The organism is Actinacidiphila rubida, from assembly GCF_900110255.1.
Lineage (GTDB): Bacteria > Actinomycetota > Actinomycetes > Streptomycetales > Streptomycetaceae > Actinacidiphila > Actinacidiphila rubida.
Window position 1 is genome coordinate 87,498 of sequence record NZ_FODD01000004.1, and the last position, 15,255, is coordinate 102,752.

12 protein-coding genes are annotated in these 15,255 nt (G+C 74.5%); 2 read left to right on the top strand and 10 right to left on the bottom strand.

All coding sequences use genetic code 11. The features are described from left to right. Position 1 precedes the first annotated feature (1 nt). Both BMW99_RS04995 and BMW99_RS05000 read left to right on the top strand, forming a co-directional pair. Positions 2–1,600, top strand: coding sequence for an AMP-binding protein (locus BMW99_RS04995; protein WP_075016299.1), 1,599 nt, complete (start codon positions 2–4; stop codon positions 1,598–1,600). Positions 1,601–1,622: 22 nt separating this feature from the next. Then, positions 1,623–2,441 carry a PaaX family transcriptional regulator gene (locus BMW99_RS05000; RefSeq protein WP_075016300.1) on the top strand — a complete coding sequence of 273 codons (819 nt, stop codon included), beginning with the start codon at positions 1,623–1,625 and terminating at the stop codon, positions 2,439–2,441. 87 nt (positions 2,442–2,528) lie between these two features. Here the strand turns inward: BMW99_RS05000 and BMW99_RS05005 are convergent, their stop codons facing one another. From BMW99_RS05005 to BMW99_RS05050, 10 genes are all read right to left on the bottom strand, one after another. Further along, positions 2,529–4,856 (bottom strand): bifunctional salicylyl-CoA 5-hydroxylase/oxidoreductase, encoded by a 2,328-nt coding sequence (locus tag BMW99_RS05005; protein ID WP_075016357.1) that lies wholly within the window; start codon positions 4,854–4,856, stop codon positions 2,529–2,531. 2 nt (positions 4,857–4,858) lie between these two features. Continuing rightward, the gene (locus BMW99_RS05010; protein ID WP_069465970.1) at positions 4,859–5,686 is read right to left on the bottom strand and encodes an enoyl-CoA hydratase family protein; all 828 of its coding nucleotides are present in this window, start codon (positions 5,684–5,686) and stop codon (positions 4,859–4,861) included. Between the two features lie 108 nt (positions 5,687–5,794). Next, the gene (gene argF / locus BMW99_RS05015; RefSeq protein WP_069465971.1) at positions 5,795–6,793 is read right to left on the bottom strand and encodes an ornithine carbamoyltransferase; all 999 of its coding nucleotides are present in this window, start codon (positions 6,791–6,793) and stop codon (positions 5,795–5,797) included. Positions 6,794–6,909: 116 nt separating this feature from the next. Continuing rightward, entirely contained in the window at positions 6,910–8,133 is a 1,224-nt protein-coding gene (locus BMW99_RS05020; RefSeq protein WP_069465972.1) for an arginine deiminase, read from the bottom strand. Between the two features lie 67 nt (positions 8,134–8,200). Next, positions 8,201–10,753 carry a polynucleotide kinase-phosphatase gene (locus BMW99_RS05025; protein WP_075016301.1) on the bottom strand — a complete coding sequence of 851 codons (2,553 nt, stop codon included), beginning with the start codon at positions 10,751–10,753 and terminating at the stop codon, positions 8,201–8,203. Beyond that, positions 10,750–12,303: a 3' terminal RNA ribose 2'-O-methyltransferase Hen1 gene (locus tag BMW99_RS05030; protein WP_069461902.1), complete on the bottom strand. Its 1,554-nt coding sequence runs from the start codon at positions 12,301–12,303 to the stop codon at positions 10,750–10,752. The genes BMW99_RS05025 and BMW99_RS05030 overlap by 4 nt, the downstream gene beginning before the upstream one ends. A 96-nt stretch (positions 12,304–12,399) precedes the next feature. Further along, positions 12,400–13,302 (bottom strand): homocysteine S-methyltransferase, encoded by a 903-nt coding sequence (gene mmuM / locus BMW99_RS05035; protein WP_069461901.1) that lies wholly within the window; start codon positions 13,300–13,302, stop codon positions 12,400–12,402. A 7-nt stretch (positions 13,303–13,309) separates the two neighbouring features. Further along, complete coding sequence (locus tag BMW99_RS05040; protein WP_069461900.1) at positions 13,310–14,233, bottom strand: LLM class F420-dependent oxidoreductase; 924 nt, start codon at positions 14,231–14,233, stop codon at positions 13,310–13,312. Between the two features lie 92 nt (positions 14,234–14,325). Then, positions 14,326–14,796: a DUF6099 family protein gene (locus tag BMW99_RS05045; protein WP_245791206.1), complete on the bottom strand. Its 471-nt coding sequence runs from the start codon at positions 14,794–14,796 to the stop codon at positions 14,326–14,328. Positions 14,797–14,880: 84 nt separating this feature from the next. Then, positions 14,881–15,222 (bottom strand): nucleotide pyrophosphohydrolase, encoded by a 342-nt coding sequence (locus tag BMW99_RS05050; RefSeq protein WP_075016358.1) that lies wholly within the window; start codon positions 15,220–15,222, stop codon positions 14,881–14,883. Positions 15,223–15,255 lie beyond the last annotated feature (33 nt).

Below are 15,255 nucleotides of genomic sequence, written 5' to 3' on the forward strand. Positions count from 1 at the left end.
CATGGACCTGGACCTGCTGCCGTCAGCCCATGTGGACACGTTCACGCGCGACCACCTGCCCCCGCCGGACCGGTGGCCGGTGCTGGAGAACATCCCGGACTACCCCGAACGGCTCAACTGCGCGGCCGAGTTGCTGGCCGGCGGCGCGCCGGACGCGGTGTGCCTGCGGACCCCGGACGGGCAGAGCTGGACGTACGGGGAGCTGCGGGCGCGCTCGGCGCGGATCGCGCACGTGCTGACCGGCGAGCTGGGCGTCGTGCCCGGCAACCGGGTGCTGCTGCGCGGGCCGACCACCCCGTGGCTGGTGGCCTGCTGGATGGCGGTGCTGCAGGCGGGCGCGGTCGCGGTGACGGTCCTCGCGGCCCAGCGGGCGCACGAGTTGGCGGACGTCTGCGACATCGGGCAGGTGCGGTACGCGCTGTGCGACCACCGCTTCACCGGCGAGCTGGTCAAGGCCGCGGTCCCGGACCTGCGGATCGTCCCGTACGGCGGAGGCGGCGACGACGACCTGCTGCGGCGGGCGCAGGACCGGCCGGACTCCTACGACGCGGTGCCGACGTCGTGCGACGACGTGGCGCTGATCGCCTTCACCTCCGGCACCACCGGGCGCCCCAAGGGCTGCCTCCATTTCCACCGGGACGTGCTGGCGATCGCCGACACCTTCTCCGCGACGGTGCTGCGGCCGTCGGCCGACGACCTGTTCACCGGCAGCCCGCCGCTGGGCTTCACCTTCGGCCTCGGTGGCCTGGTGGTCTTCCCGATGCGCGTCGGGGCCTCCTCGCTGCTGCTGGAGAAGGCCGGGCCGGCCGAGCTGCTGGCCGCCGTCGCGGACCAGCGGGTGACGGTGCTGTTCACCGCGCCGACCGCGTACCGGGCGATGCTCGCCGAGGCCGACGCGTACGACCTGACGAGCCTGCGGCGGTGCGTGTCCGCGGGCGAGAACCTGCCGGCCGCGACCTGGCAGGCCTGGTACGACCGGACGGGGCTGCGGCTGATCAACGGGATCGGGGCCACGGAGATGCTGCACATCTTCATCTCCGCGGCCGGCCAGGAGGCACGCCCCGGCGCGACCGGCCGGCCGGTCCCGGGGTACGCGGCGCGGATCGTGGACGCCGCCCTGCAGCCGGTGCCGGACGGGCAGCCGGGTCTGCTGGCGGTGCGCGGCCCGACCGGCTGCCGCTATCTGGCCGACGAGCGGCAGCGGGAGTACGTGCGCGCCGGGTGGAACCTCACCGGCGACACCTACGTCCGGGACATCGACGGCTGGTACCGCTACGTGGCGCGGGCCGACGACATGATCATCTCGGCGGGCTACAACATCGCGGGTCCGGAGGTCGAGGAGACGCTGCTGCGCCATCCGGACGTCGTGGAGGCCGCGGTGATCGGCGTGCCCGACGACGAACGCGGCCAGGTGGTCAAGGCGTTCGTGGTGCTGCGGGAGGGCGTGCCGGCGGACGACGCCACGGTGGCGGAGCTGCGGCGGTTCGCCAAGAGCGTGATGGTGCCGTACAAGTGCCCGCGCGAGTTCCGCTTCCTGCCCGGCCTGCCCCGCACGCCCACCGGCAAGCTGCAGCGCTTCCGGCTGCGCGACGCGACGTGACCCTGCCACATAAAGTGACCGTGTGACCGCCGATCCGCGCCCCGCCCACACGCCCGGTTCGCTCATCCTCAGCTTCTACGGCGCCTACGGCCGCTCCGAGCTGGGCGGCACCGTCCCGGTGGCGCTGCTGATCAGGCTGATGGGCGCGGCGGACGTGGACGCGCCGTCGGTGCGCTCGGCGGTGTCGCGGCTGAAGCGGCGTGGCCTGCTGGTGGCGCGCCGGGAGGAGGGCGCCGCCGCGTACGGGCTGTCCGAGGACGCGCGGCAGCTGCTCGCCGACGGCGACCGGCGGATCTACGGGACGAGGCCCGCGGAGGACGCGGACTGGCTGCTCGCCGTGTTCTCGGTGCCGGAGTCGGAGCGGGCCAGGCGGCACGTGCTGCGCTCACGGCTGGCCGGGCTGGGCTTCGGCCAGGCGGCGCCGGGCGTGTGGATCGCGCCGGCCGCCCTGCACGAGGAGACCCGGCACGCCCTGGACCGCCTGGGCCTGGCCGCGTACGTCGACCTGTTCCGCGGCACGCACGCCGGTTTCGAGCCGACCGCCCGCGCGGTGCGCAGGTGGTGGGACCTGGACGCGCTGGCGGACCTGCACCGCGCGTTCCTGGCCGCCCAGGAGCCGGCGCTGGCCCGCTGGTCGGAGCGGCCGCCGAGCCCGGACCTGGCCTTCCGCGACTACCTGCGGGCCCTGGACTCCTGGCGGCGGCTGCCCTACGCCGACCCCGGACTGCCACCGGCGCTGCTGCCCGCGGACTGGCCGGGCGCGCGCTCGGCTGAGGTGTTCGACGCGCTGCACTCCCTGCTGCGCGACCGCGGCGCGCGGTTCGTGCGCGACGAGGAATGACGGAGCCGACGGCACCCGCACAGAAGGGGCCGGCGGGCCGCACCCACCGCACGAGCCGCCCGGGTCGCCGGGGTCGCTTGCGGTTCCTCAACCGTCCAGCGTGAGGCGGGGCTTGGGGGCGTCGGTGCGGCCGGTCGGGGGCGGTCGCCGGCCGGCCAGGTAGGACGGCGGCCAGGGGGCGGCCGGTCCCTCGTAGCCCTGCTCGGCCGCGGCGTGCAGCGTCCAGTGCGGGTCGTACAGGTGCGGGCGGGCCAGCGCGCACAGGTCGGCGCGGCCCGCCAGCAGCAGGGAGTTGACGTCGTCCCACGACGAGATGGCGCCGACCGCGATGACCGGCAGCCCCGTCGCGTTGCGGATGCGGTCGGCGAACGGCGTCTGGTAGGAGCGGCCGAACGCCGGGGCCTCGTCGGCGACGACCTGCCCGGTGGACACGTCGACGGCGTCGGCACCGTGCGCCGCCAGCGCGCGGGCGATCTCCACCGCGTCGTCACCCGAAGTGCCGCCGTCGGCCCAGTCGGTGGCGGAGATCCGGACGCTCAGGGGGCGGTCGCCCGGCCACACCCGCCGTACCGCGTCGAGCACGTCGAGGGGGAAGCGCAGCCGGCCGGCGAGGTCGCCGCCGTAGGCGTCGGTGCGGTGGTTGGTGAGCGGGGAGAGGAAGGAGGACAGCAGGTAGCCGTGGGCGCAGTGCAGTTCGAGCAGGTCGAAGCCGGCGCGGGCGCCGCGTTCGGCGGCGGCGGCGAACTGGTCGCGGATGCGGGCGAGTCCGGCCTGGTCGAGCGCGTGCGGCACCTGGTTGACGCCGCTCCGGTAGGGCAGTGCGGACGGCGCGACGACCGGCCAGTTGCCGTCGGGCAGCGGCTGGTCGATGCCCTCCCACATCAGGCGGGTGGAGCCCTTGCGGCCGCTGTGGCCGAGTTGCAGCCCGACGGCCGCGCCCTGCCCGGAGGCGTGCACGAAGTCGGCGACGCGGCGCCAGGCCGCCTCCTGCTCGTCGGACCACAGGCCGGTGCAGCCCGGGGTGATGCGCCCTTCGGGACTCACGCACACCATCTCGGTCATCACCAGGCCGGCGCCGCCCAGCGCCCGCGCGCCCAGGTGGACGAGGTGGAAGTCGCCGGGCAGGCCGTCGCGCGCGGTGTACAGGTCCATCGGCGAGACGACGACGCGGTTGCGCAGGGTCAGGCCGCGCAGGGTGAACGGGGTGAACATCGGCGGCGTGCCGGGCGGGGCGCCGAACGCGGCCTCCACGGTGTCGGTGAACTCCCGGTCGCGCAGCCGCAGATTGTCGTGGGTGACGCGGCGGCTGCGGGTGAGCAGGTTGAACGCGAACTGCAGCGGCGGCTGGTCGACATACTGGGCGATCCGCTCGAACCACTCCGAGCTGGCCAGCGCCGCCCGCTGGGTGCTCGCCACGACCGGGCGGCGCTCGGCCTCGTACGCGGCGAGCGCGGTGCCGGTGTCCGGGTGCTCACGCAGGCAGGCGGCGAGCGCCAGGGCGTCCTCCATGGCCAGTTTGGTGCCGGAGCCGATGGAGAAGTGCGCGGTGTGCGCGGCGTCGCCGAGCAGCACCGTGTTCCCGTGCCGCCAGCGGTCGTTGACGACGGTGGTGAAGTACTGCCAGCGCGAGCGGTTGCCGCGCAGCGGGCGGCCGTCGAGGACCTGGGCGAACAGCTTCTCGCAGGCGGCGATGCTGCCGGCCTCGTCCAGCGCGTCGAACCCGGCGCGCCGCCACACGTCCTCGGCCATCTCGACGATGAAGGTGGCGGCGTCGGCACGGTAGGGGTAGGCGTGCGCCTGCATCACGCCGTGCGGGGTCTGCAGGATCTCGAACCGAAAGGCGTCCAGCGGGAGTTCGGCGGAGAGCCAGATGTAGCGGCAGCCGTGCGGGGTCAGATGGGGGCCGAACGCGTCGGCGTGCCCGGCGCGGGTGGCGCTGCGCGCGCCGTCGGCGGCGACCACGAGGTCGTACGCGGCGGCGAGTGCGGCGGCCGGCGGCGCCGGGGTGCGGACATGGACCCGCACGCCGAGAGCGCGGCAGCGCTCGGCGAGCAGCACGAGCAGCCGGCGCCGGTCGAGGGCGGCGAAACCGTGGCCGCCGCTGCGGACCGCGCGGCCGCGGTGGTGGATCTCGATGTCCTGCCAGCGGACGAACTCCCGCTGCACGGCATCGTGCAGGACCGGGTCGGCCTGGGCGATGCCGCCGAGGGTCTCGTCGGAGAACACGACGCCGAAGCCGAAGCTGTCCTCGGGGGCGCCGCGCTCCCAGACGGTCACCGAGCGGTCCGGGTCGAGGCGTTTGAGCAGGGCGGCGGCGTAGAGGCCGCCGGGTCCGCCGCCGACGACGGCGACCCGCAGGCCGGTGTTCGGACCCGCGTCCGGGACGGTGTCCGGGCCGGCGGCGGGCCCGGTCACGGTCAGCGGCCTTCCCACTCGGGTTCGCGCCGTGCGGTGAACGCGGCGTGGAACTCGGCGTAGTCGGCGCTGGTCATCAGCAGCGCCTGGGCGGCGGCGTCCATCTCGACGGCGGCGCCGAGCGGCATGTCGAGTTCCGCGGTGAGCAGCGCCTTGGTCTGGCGGTAGGCCAGCGCGGGGCCGTCGGCGAGCTTCCGGGCCAGGGCCGCGGCGGCCGCGTGCGCGCCGCCCTCCGGCGCGGTCTGGCTGACCAGCCCGATCCGCTCGGCCTCCGCCGCGTCGACCGCGTCGCCGAGCATCAGCAGCCGGGTGGCGTGGCCGAGGCCGACCAGGCGCGGCAGCAGGTAGGCGGCGCCCATGTCGGCGCCGGCCAGTCCGACGCGGGTGAACAGGAACGCGAAGCGGGCGCCGGGTTCGACGATCCGGAAGTCCGAGGCGAGCGCCAGGACCGCGCCGGCCCCGGCGGCCACGCCGTGCACGGCGGCGATGACGGGGAACGGGGCCTCGCGGATGGCGCGGACGACCTGGCCGGTCATGCGGGTGAAGTCCAGCAGTTCGCCGGCGCTCATGGCGAGCGTGGCGCCGATGATCTCCTCCACGTCACCGCCGGAGCAGAAGCCGCGGCCGGCGCCGCCGAGCACCAGGGCGCGGGTGTCGCCCTCGCGGGCCAGCTCGGCGAGCAGGTCGCGCAGGTCGGCGTAGGCGCCGAAGGTGAGGGCGTTGAGCCGGTCGGGACGGTCGAGCGTGACGGTGGCGACGCCCTCGGAGCGGTCCAGGCGCAGATGGCGCCAGTGGCCGGTGGGGCTCGCGGAGCTGGGGTGCGGACTCATGGCGCGGCCTCCTCGCGCTCGACGGTATCACCAGTTCGTGACTGTCGTCAGTAACGCGAGACAAGGCCGTGCCGTGGTCCGCTCCGGCCGGGAGCCGCCTCCCCGGGGTCAGCCCAGGGTGGCGACCATGATCGCCTTGATGGTGTGCATGCGGTTCTCCGCCTGGTCGAACACCACGGAGCGCGGGGACTCGAAGACCTCGTCCGAGACCTCGAGGAAGTCCAGGCCGTGGCGGGCGTGGATGTCCCGGCCGACGGTGGTGCCCAGGTCGTGGAAGGCCGGCAGGCAGTGCAGGAAGGTGGCCTCGGGGTTGCCGGTGGCGCGCATGACGTCGGCGGTGACGGCGTAGGGGCGCAGCAGCGCGATCCGCTCGTCCCAGATCTCCTTGGGCTCGCCCATCGAGACCCACACGTCGGTGTGGATGTGGTCGGCGCCGCTGACGCCCTCCTCCACGTCGTCGGTGAGGGTGATGCGGGCACCGGAGCTCTCGGCGACCCGGCGCGCCTCGGCGACGACGTCGGCGTCGGGCCACAGGCCCTGCGGCGCGGCGATGCGCACGTCCATGCCGAGCAGCGCGCCGGTGACCAGCAGGGAGTTGCCCATGTTGGAGCGGGCGTCGCCGAGGTAGGCGTAGGCGATCTCGCCGAGCGGCTTGGGGTTGTGCTCGGTCATGGTGAGGACGTCGGCGAGCATCTGGGTGGGGTGCCACTCGTCGGTGAGGCCGTTCCACACCGGCACACCGGCGTGCGCGGCCAGCTCCTCGACGACGGTCTGGCCGTGGCCGCGGTACTGGATGCCGTCGAACATCCGGCCCAGGACGCGCGCGGTGTCCTTGACCGACTCCTTGTGGCCGATCTGCGAGCCGGACGGGTCGAGGTAGGTGGAGGAGGCGCCCTGGTCGGCGGCGGCCACCTCGAACGAGCACCGGGTGCGGGTGGAGGTCTTCTCGAAGACCAGCGCGATGTTCTTCCCGCGCAGCCGCTGCTGCTCGGCGCCCGCCTTCTTGGCGGCCTTGAGCTCCGCGGCCAGGTCCACCAGGGAGCGGAACTCCTCGGCGGTGAAGTCCAGCTCCTTCAGGAAGTGCCGGCCCTTGAGGTCGACGGCCATGCGGATACTCCTATGGTGCGTACGGTGCGGTGCGCGCTCGGCGGACGCGGGAACACTGGAACCCTATACGATAGTCAGCATTCTTATACACCCCCTTCTCGGCTGGCGGACGACGGTCAGACGGCCTCCCGCTCGACCGGGCAGCTCATGCAGCGCGGCCCGCCGCGGCCGCGGCCCAGCTCGCTGCCGGGGATCTCGATGACCTCGATGCCGCGCTTGCGCAGGAAGGTGTTGGTGGTCGCGTTGCGCTCGTAGGCGACGACCACGCCCGGCTCCACGGCCAGCACGTTGCAGCCGTCGTCCCACTGCTCGCGCTCGGCGGAGTGCACGTCCTGGGTGGCGGTGAGCACCGTGATCATGTCCAGGCCGAGGGCCGCCGCGATCGCGCGGTGCATGTGCTCCGGCGGGTGGTCGGTGACCTTCAGCTCGCCCGGCTCGGCGCCCGGCTCGATGGTGTAGGAGCGGAGCATGCCCAGGCCCGCGTACTGGGTGAAGGTGTCCCCGTCGACCATCGTCATGACCGTGTCCAGGTGCATGAACGCCCGCGCCTTGGGCATGTCCAGCGCCACGATGGTCTGTGCGGACCCGGTCGCGAACAGGCCGCGGGCCAGCATCTCCACCGCCTGCGGGGTGGTGCGCTCGCTCATCCCGATGAGCACCGCGCCGCGCCCGATCACCAGCACGTCGCCGCCTTCTATGGTCGACGGGTAGGCGCTCTGGCCCTCGGACCACACGTGGAAACCGCCGCCCGCGAACAGCGGGTGGTGCCGGTAGATCGCCTCGAAGTGCACGGTCTCGCGCTGCCGCGCCGGCCAGCGCATCGCGTTGATGCTCACGCCGTCGTACACCCACGCCGAGGTGTCGCGGGTGAACAGGTGGTTGGGCAGCGGGCTGAGCAGGAAGTCGTCCAGGTCCATGGCGTGGAACAGCACGGACACCGGCTCGGGGAAGCGCTCCAGGTACTCGCGCTTGGTCATGCCGCCGACCAGCGCCTCGGTCAGCTCGGCCGGGGCCAGCTCGTCGAAGGCGGCCCGCAGCCGGTCGGTGGCGAGCGGCCCGTACTCCTTCTCGTGGAACACCCGGTCGAGAACCAGCCGCCGCGCCTCGGGCACCGCCAGCGACTCCGCGAGCAGGTCCCCGAACAGGTGGACCTGCACTCCGCGGTCGCGCAGCACGTCGGCGAAGCCGTCGTGCTCGGCGCGCGCCCGGCGCACCCACAGCAGGTCGTCGAAGAGCAGCGCGTCCTTGTTGCTGGGGGTCAGGCGCTTCAGCTCGAGGTCCGGGCGGTGCAGGATGACGCTGCGCAGCCGCCCGGCCTCGGAGTCGACGTGGAATCCCATGGCACCAGACCTTCCCACTTTTCCCGTGCCGTCACGCCGGAGTGACGGCACGGGAAGGAGGGCTCGGTCACAGCCGCGGGTCGACCGGCTCCGACTCCAGCGCGAGGACCGCGAACACCGCCTCGTGGACGCGCCACAGCGGTTCGCCGCCCGCCAGCCGGTCCAGGGCCTCCAGGCCGAGGGCGTACTCGCGCAGCGCCAGCGACCGCTTGTGTCCCAGCGACCGGCCGCGCAGCCGTGCCAGGTGCTCGGGTCGGGTGTACTCCGGGCCGTAGATGATCCGCAGGTACTCCCGGCCGCGGCACTTGACGCCCGGCTGCACGAGCCGCCCGGACTCCGTCCGTGCCAGCGCCGCGAGCGGCTTGACGACCATGCCCTCACCACCCGCGGCGGTCAGGTCCAGCCACCAGTCCGTGCCGGCCGCCACCGACGCCTCGTCCCCGGTGTCGACGACCAGCCGCCGGGTGGTGCGCAGCAGCCCGCTGGGGTCGGCCTCCACCAGCCGGTCCAGCAGCGCGAGCTGCTGGTCGTGCGGCAGCCCGGCCAGGCTGCGGCCCTGCACCGCGAGCAGCTGGAACGGCGCGAGGTGCACGCCCTCCAGGCCGTCCGTGGTCCAGCAGTAGCGGCCGTAGGCGTCGGTGAACGCGCCCGCGTCGGCGGCGCGTTCACGCTGCCTGCCCAGCAGCGGGGACACCTCGGCGCCGCGGCCCGCGGCGGCCTCCAGCGCGGCCAGCGCCGGCGGGAAGACCGCGCCCGCGGCCGCGCCGACCGCCGCGTACTGGCGGCGCAGCAGCCCGGACGCCTTCAGCGACCAGGGCAGCAGCTCGGCGTCGAGCAGCAGCCAGCCGGTGCCGAACTCCTCCCACAGGCCGGCGGCCGTCGCGGCCGCCCGCAGCCGGGCCAGCACCTCCTCGGTGACCTGGGGGTCGTCGAAGAACGGCCGCCCGGTGCGGGTGTGCAGCGCGCCGGTCACGCCCCGGGTGCCGAACCGTTCGGCGGCCGCCTCCTCGTCGCGGCACACCAGGGCGACCGCCCGGGAGCCCATGTGCTTCTCCTCGCACACCACGTGCCGCACGCCGTCCTCGCGGTAGGCGGCGAACGCCTCCCGCGGGTGCTCCAGGTAGCCGTCCCGCAGGGACGTGGCGCACGGCGCCATCGTCGGCGGCAGGTAGGCCAGCAGCCGCGGGTCGACGGCGAACCGGCTCATCACCTCCAGCGCCGCCGCCGCGTTCTCCTCGCGCACGGCGAGCCGTCCCATGGCGGAGGTCTCCACCACGCGCCGGCCCGCGACGTCCGCGAGGTCCAGCGGGCGGCCCTCCCGGCCGCCGGGTGCCTCCGTCTGCAGCGGCTTGGCCGGCTCGTACCAGACCCGCTCAGCCGGCACGTCGACGATCTCTCGCTCCGGCCAGCGCAGCGCGGTCAGGCGGCCGCCGAACACCGCGCCGGTGTCCAGGCACAGGGTGTTGTTGATCCACGAGGTGCGCGGCACCGGGGTGTGGCCGTAGACCACGGCGGCGCGGCCGCGGTAGTCCTCGGCCCACGGGTAGCGCACGGGCAGGCCGAACTCGTCGGTCTCGCCGGTGGTGTCGCCGTACAGGGCGTGCGAGCGCACCCGGCCCGAGGTGCGGCCGTGGTACTTCTCCGGCAGGCCGGCGTGGCAGACCACGAGCCGGCCGCCGTCCAGCACGTAGTGGCTGACCAGGCCGTCCACGAAGGTGCGCACCCGCTCGCGGAACTCCGGGTCCCGGGCGTCCTCGCGGGTGAACTGCTCGATGGTCTCGGCCAGGCCGTGGGTGTGCTGGACGGCGCGGCCCTTGAGCCAGCGCCCGAGCTTGTTCTCGTGGTTGCCGGGCACGCACAGCGCGGTGCCCGCCTCGACCATGCCCATGACGCGGCGCAGCACGCCGGGGCTGTCCGGGCCGCGGTCGACCAGGTCGCCGACGAACACGGCGGTGCGGCCCTCGGGGTGCGCCCCGTCGCGGTAGCCGAGCTTCGCCAGCAGCGTGTCCAGCTCGGAGCTGCAGCCGTGCACGTCGCCGATGATGTCGAACGGGCCGGTGAGGTGGGCCAGGTCGTTGTACCGGCGCTCGGTGACGATCCGGGCGGCGTCGATCTCCGCGGTGCCGCGCAGCACGTGCACCTTGCGGAAGCCCTCGCGCTCCAGACCGCGCAGGGAGCGGCGCAGCTCGCGCTGGTGCCGCTGGATGACGTGGCGGGGCATCCCGGCCCGGTCGGGGCGGGCGGCGTTGCGCTCGGCGCACACCTGCTCGGGCACGTCGAGGACGATCGCGATGGGCAGCACGTCGTACTCGCGGGCCAGCCTGACCAGCTGCCGGCGGGACTCGGGCTGGACGCTCGTCGCGTCGACGACGGTACGGCGGCCGGCCGCCAGCCGCTTGCCGGCGATGTAGTGGAGCACATCGAACGCGTCGGAGCTGGCGCTCTGGTCGTTCTCGTCGTCGCTGACCAGGGCGCGGCAGAAGTCCGACGAGATCACCTCGGTCGGCGTGAAGTGCCGGGCGGCGAACGTGGACTTGCCCGATCCGGTGGCTCCGATCAGCACGACCAGGGACAGGTCGGTGACGGGCAGGGTGCGGACGGCGGCGGACTGCTCGGTCATGCCGCTGCCTCCTTCGCGCTGGTGCGGGAACCGTTCTCGGAACCGGTGCCGGTCGAGTCACCGGTACCGGTCGTGCTGCCGGTGCGGGTCGTGCTGCCGTCGCGGGCGCCGGCGAGGGTGAGCACCGCCATCTGGGTCGGCGGGCCCACCTCGGGGTCGTCGGGGCCGACGGGGGCGAACGCCACGGTGTAACCGTGCCGTTCGGCCACCGCGCCCGCCCACGCGGCGAACTCCGCGCGGGTCCACTCGAAGCGGTGGTCGGCGTGCCGGACGTGGCCGTGCGGCAGCGACTCCCAGCGCACGTTGTACTCGGCGTTCGGGGTCGTCACCACGACCGTGCGGGGCCGCGCGGCCCCGAACACCGCGTACTCCAGCGCGGGCAGCCGCGGCGGGTCGACGTGCTCGACGACCTCGCAGAGCACTGCCGCGTCGTAGCCCTTCAGCCGCTGGTCGGTGTACGTCAGCGCGCCCTGGAACAGCGTGACCCGGGACGCCTGCCGCTCGCCCATCCGGTCCAGGTGCAGCCGGCGCGCGGCCATGTCGAGTGCGCGTACCGACACGTCCACCCCCACGACCTCGGTGAACCGCGGGTCCTTCAGCAGCGCGGCCACCAGCTGGCCCTGGCCGCAGCCGAGGTCCAGCACCCGGGCGGCCCCGGCCTCGCGCAGCGCGGCCAGGATCGCCTCGCGGCGCTGCACGGCCAGCGGGGCCGGGCGCTCCTCGGCGCCTTCGGGCGCCTCGGCCTCGACCGCGTTGTCCAGGTCCTCGACCTCGACGTCGTCGGCGTCCGCGAGCCGGGCCAGCTCCAGCCGCTCCCTGGCCTGACGGGTCAGCGACCAGCGGCGCGCCAGGTAGCGCGTGGTGATCAGGCTCTGCTCGGGGTGGCGCGGCAGCCATCCCTCGCCGAACCGCAGCAGCTTGTCGACCTCGTCCTCCGACACCCAGTAGTGCTTGGCGTCGTCGAGCACAGGGAGGAGTACATAGAGGTGGCGCAGCGCCTCCGACAGCCGCAGGTCGCCCTCCAGCGTCAGCGCCACGTAGCGCGACTCGCCCCACTCGGGGAACCGGGCGTCCAGCGCGACCGGTTCCGCCGTCACCCGCCAGCCCAGTGGCTCGAAGAGCCGGGCGACGAGCGCGGCGCCGCCGCGCGCGGGCACTGCCGGCACCTCGACGCGCAGTGGCATCGGCGCCGCCGCCCGCTCCGGGTGGCTGCGGCACTCTCCCTTGAGCGCGCTGGAGAACACGGTCCGCAGCGCGACCGCGAGCAGCGACGACGCCGCGTACGGCCGGTCGTTGACGTACTGCGCCAGCGCCGCGTCGGGCGCCCCGCCACGGCCCCTTCCCCGCCCGCGCCGCAGCAGCGCGGGCGGATCGACCTCCAGCAGCAGTGCCGCGGTGGTGCGCTCCTGCGACGCCTCGGGGTAGAACACGTGGGCGTCGCCGTAGGACGTCGAGAACGTCTGCGCCTTGTCCGGGTGCTTGTGCAGCAGGAAGCCGAGGTCGGTGGCAGGGGCCGCCGCGGTGCCGGTGGTGGTGAGGGTCAGGAACACCCGATCGAGTATCCCCGCAGGTCGCCCGGGTGACGAGCCGTTTTCCCTCCCCCGTCACCCCCCGCGCCGGACCGCGCCCGTTGCCCGCGGACCGCGTCAGGTGTGGAGCGCCTGGGCCAGGGCGGCGATCACCGGCGGGCCGACGCGGCAGCAGCCGCCGATGAGGCGGGCCCCGGAGGCGCGCCAGCTGACGGCCCGGGCGGGGTCGAGGGACGTGCCGCCCGTCCAGGCGCGGGCGTCCGGGTCCCAGCGCTCGCCGCTGTTGGGGTAGGCGACGACCGGTTTGCCGGTGGCCGCCGCGGCCAGTTCGACGGCGGCGTCCACGTCGGCGGGTGCGCAGCAGTTCACGCCCACGGCCACCACCTCGGGACGTCCGGCGGCCACCGCGAACGCCTCGGCCAGGGGCTGGCCCGCGCGGGTGCGCTCGCCGTCGACCGTGTAGGAGAGCCACACCGGCACGCCCGTGCCCTCGGCCGCCCGCAGCATGGCCTCCGCCTCGTCCGCGTCCGGGACGGTCTCCAGCGCCAGCGCGTCCGGAGCGGCCTCGGCGAGCGTCTCGATCCGCGGCCGGTGGAACGCGGCCAGTTCCCGCACCGATCTGCCGTACCGGCCGCGGTACTCGCTGCCGTCCGCGAGCATCGCCCCGTACGGGCCGACGGACGCCGCGACCCGCACGTCCGTGCCGCCCGCCGCGGCCCGCCGGGCCAGCTCCACGCTGGAGCGGAGCAGCCGGGCGGCCTCCGCCCGGTCGGTGCCGCGGTGCGCGAAGCCTTCGTACGTCGCCTGGTAGCTGGCCGTGATGAGCACCTGCGCCCCCGCCCGGACGTAGGCGGCGTGGGCCGCCTCGATCTGCCCGGGCGCGTCGGCCAGCAGCCGGGCCGACCACAGCGCGTCGGACAGGTCGCAGCCCTGGTCGGCGAGCTGGTTGGACAGCCCGCCGTCCAGCACCAGCGTCGTGCCGGACGCCAGTACCTGGCCCAGGGGCGCGAGGGTGCTCATCGCGGAGTCACCCCAGCTGGGCCTGGACCTGCGAGGAGATCAGCTCCAGGTGGTCCAGGTCGTGGAGGTCGAGGATCTGGAGGTAGAACCGGCTCGCGCCCTGCTCGGCGTACCGCCCGATCTTGTCGACCACCTCGGCGGGCGAGCCGGCCAGGCCGTTCTCCTTCAGCTCGTCGGCCTCGCGGCCGATGGCGGCGGCGCGCCGGGCCACCTCGGCGTCGTCCCGGCCGACGACCGCGACCAGCGCGTTGGAGTACACCAGGTCGCCGGGGTCCCGGCCGGCCGCCCCGGCCGCTTCCCTGACGCGGGTGAACTGGGTCCCGGTGTCGGCGACCGACGCGAACGGCACGTTGAACTCGTCGGCGTACCGGGCGGCCAGCTCCGGCGTGCGGCGGGCGCCCATGCCGCCGATCAGCACGGGAATCCTCGACTGGGCGGGCTTGGGCAGCGCGGGCGAGTCCTTGAGCTGGTAGAACTGCCCGTCGTAGGTGAAGGTCTCGCCGGCGGGCGTCCCCCACAGGCCGGTGACGACGGCCAGTTGCTCCTCCAGCCGGCCGAACTTCTCCTTGGGGAACGGGATGCCGTAGGCGGTGTGCTCCGCCTCGTACCACCCGGCGCCCAGCCCGAACTCGACGCGCCCGCCCGACATCTGGTCGACCTGCGCCACCTGGATGGCGAGGACGCCCGGCAGCCGGAACGTGCCGGCGGTCATCAGGGTGCCGAGCTTGATCCTGCTGGTCTCGCGGGCCAGGCCGGCCAGGGTGATCCACGCGTCCGTGGGTCCGGGGAAGCCGTCCCCGTCCCCCATCACCAGATAGTGGTCGGAGCGGAAGAAGGCGTCGAAGCCGAGGTCCTCGGTCGCCTTGGCGACGGCCAGCAGCGTGTCGTAGCTCGCCCCCTGCTGGGGCTCGGTGAAGATTCGCAGATCCATTCCTCCATCCTGCATCCCTGCCGCCCCGTCCGGGGCGGCGCCCTGCTGTCGGCCCGCGGAACGACCGGTCGCCCGGCGCACGCGTCCGCCCCTCAGCCCCCTTCGTCCCGGGCCAGGCCGCGCACCGCGTCCTTGGCCTCGTCCACCGCGTCCAGCGCCTCGATGCACTGCCAGTACGCGGCCTCGTCCTCGGCCGAGCTCGTCAGGCCCACCAGCGCGAGGCCGATCTCGCCGAGGAGCACGTGCAGGGCACGCAGCGTGCCGGGCGCGTCCCGCACACCCGTGAGGCGCGCGGCTCTGGGCGGACCCGCGCCCGTGGCCGCCCCGGGGGGCAGCCCGGGCCCGCGCCGCCGGCCGGACCCCGGCCCCGCCCCCTCCGCCAGCAGCAGCCCGACCGCCCCGGCCAGCTCGTAGGCCTGCCATGCCTCCGCGAGGACGTCCTCAGGACGCGGGCAGCCCCGCATCCTCCGCTCCGCCTCCGCCACCAGCCGTGCCGCGTCCATCTCCCGGCCCCCGCTTCCCCGTTCCCACGAGGCGGCCTCGTGCCGCCCCGCCGTCGTCATGTCACCCAGCGTGACAGAGTCGGCGGGGGCGGGAACGGGCCGGAGCCGGATCTGTGGACAACGGGCCGCCTGTGGACAACTTCGTCACCCCGGCGAGTGACCGTCCGCCTCCGGCCGGGGAAACCGCAGCTCATTGCGGTCGATCTTCGCCGCGAGCGCGGCCAGCGGATCGACGCCCAGCACCTCGCAGAACTGCAGCAGATACGCCAGCACGTCCGCCACCTCGTCCCTGACGCGGTGGGCGGACGCGGCATCGTCCATCACCGCGGCGGACTGCTCGGGCGTCAGCCACTGGAAGATCTCCAGCAGTTCCGACGCCTCGACGCTGAGGGCGACGGCGAGGTTCTTCGGCGTGTGGAAGGGCTGCCACCGCCGCGCCGCGGCGAACTCGGCCAGGCGAGCCTGGAGCGCGGCGAGTCCGGGCACGGGCGACGGCTCGGAGGAGCTGGACTGGGCATC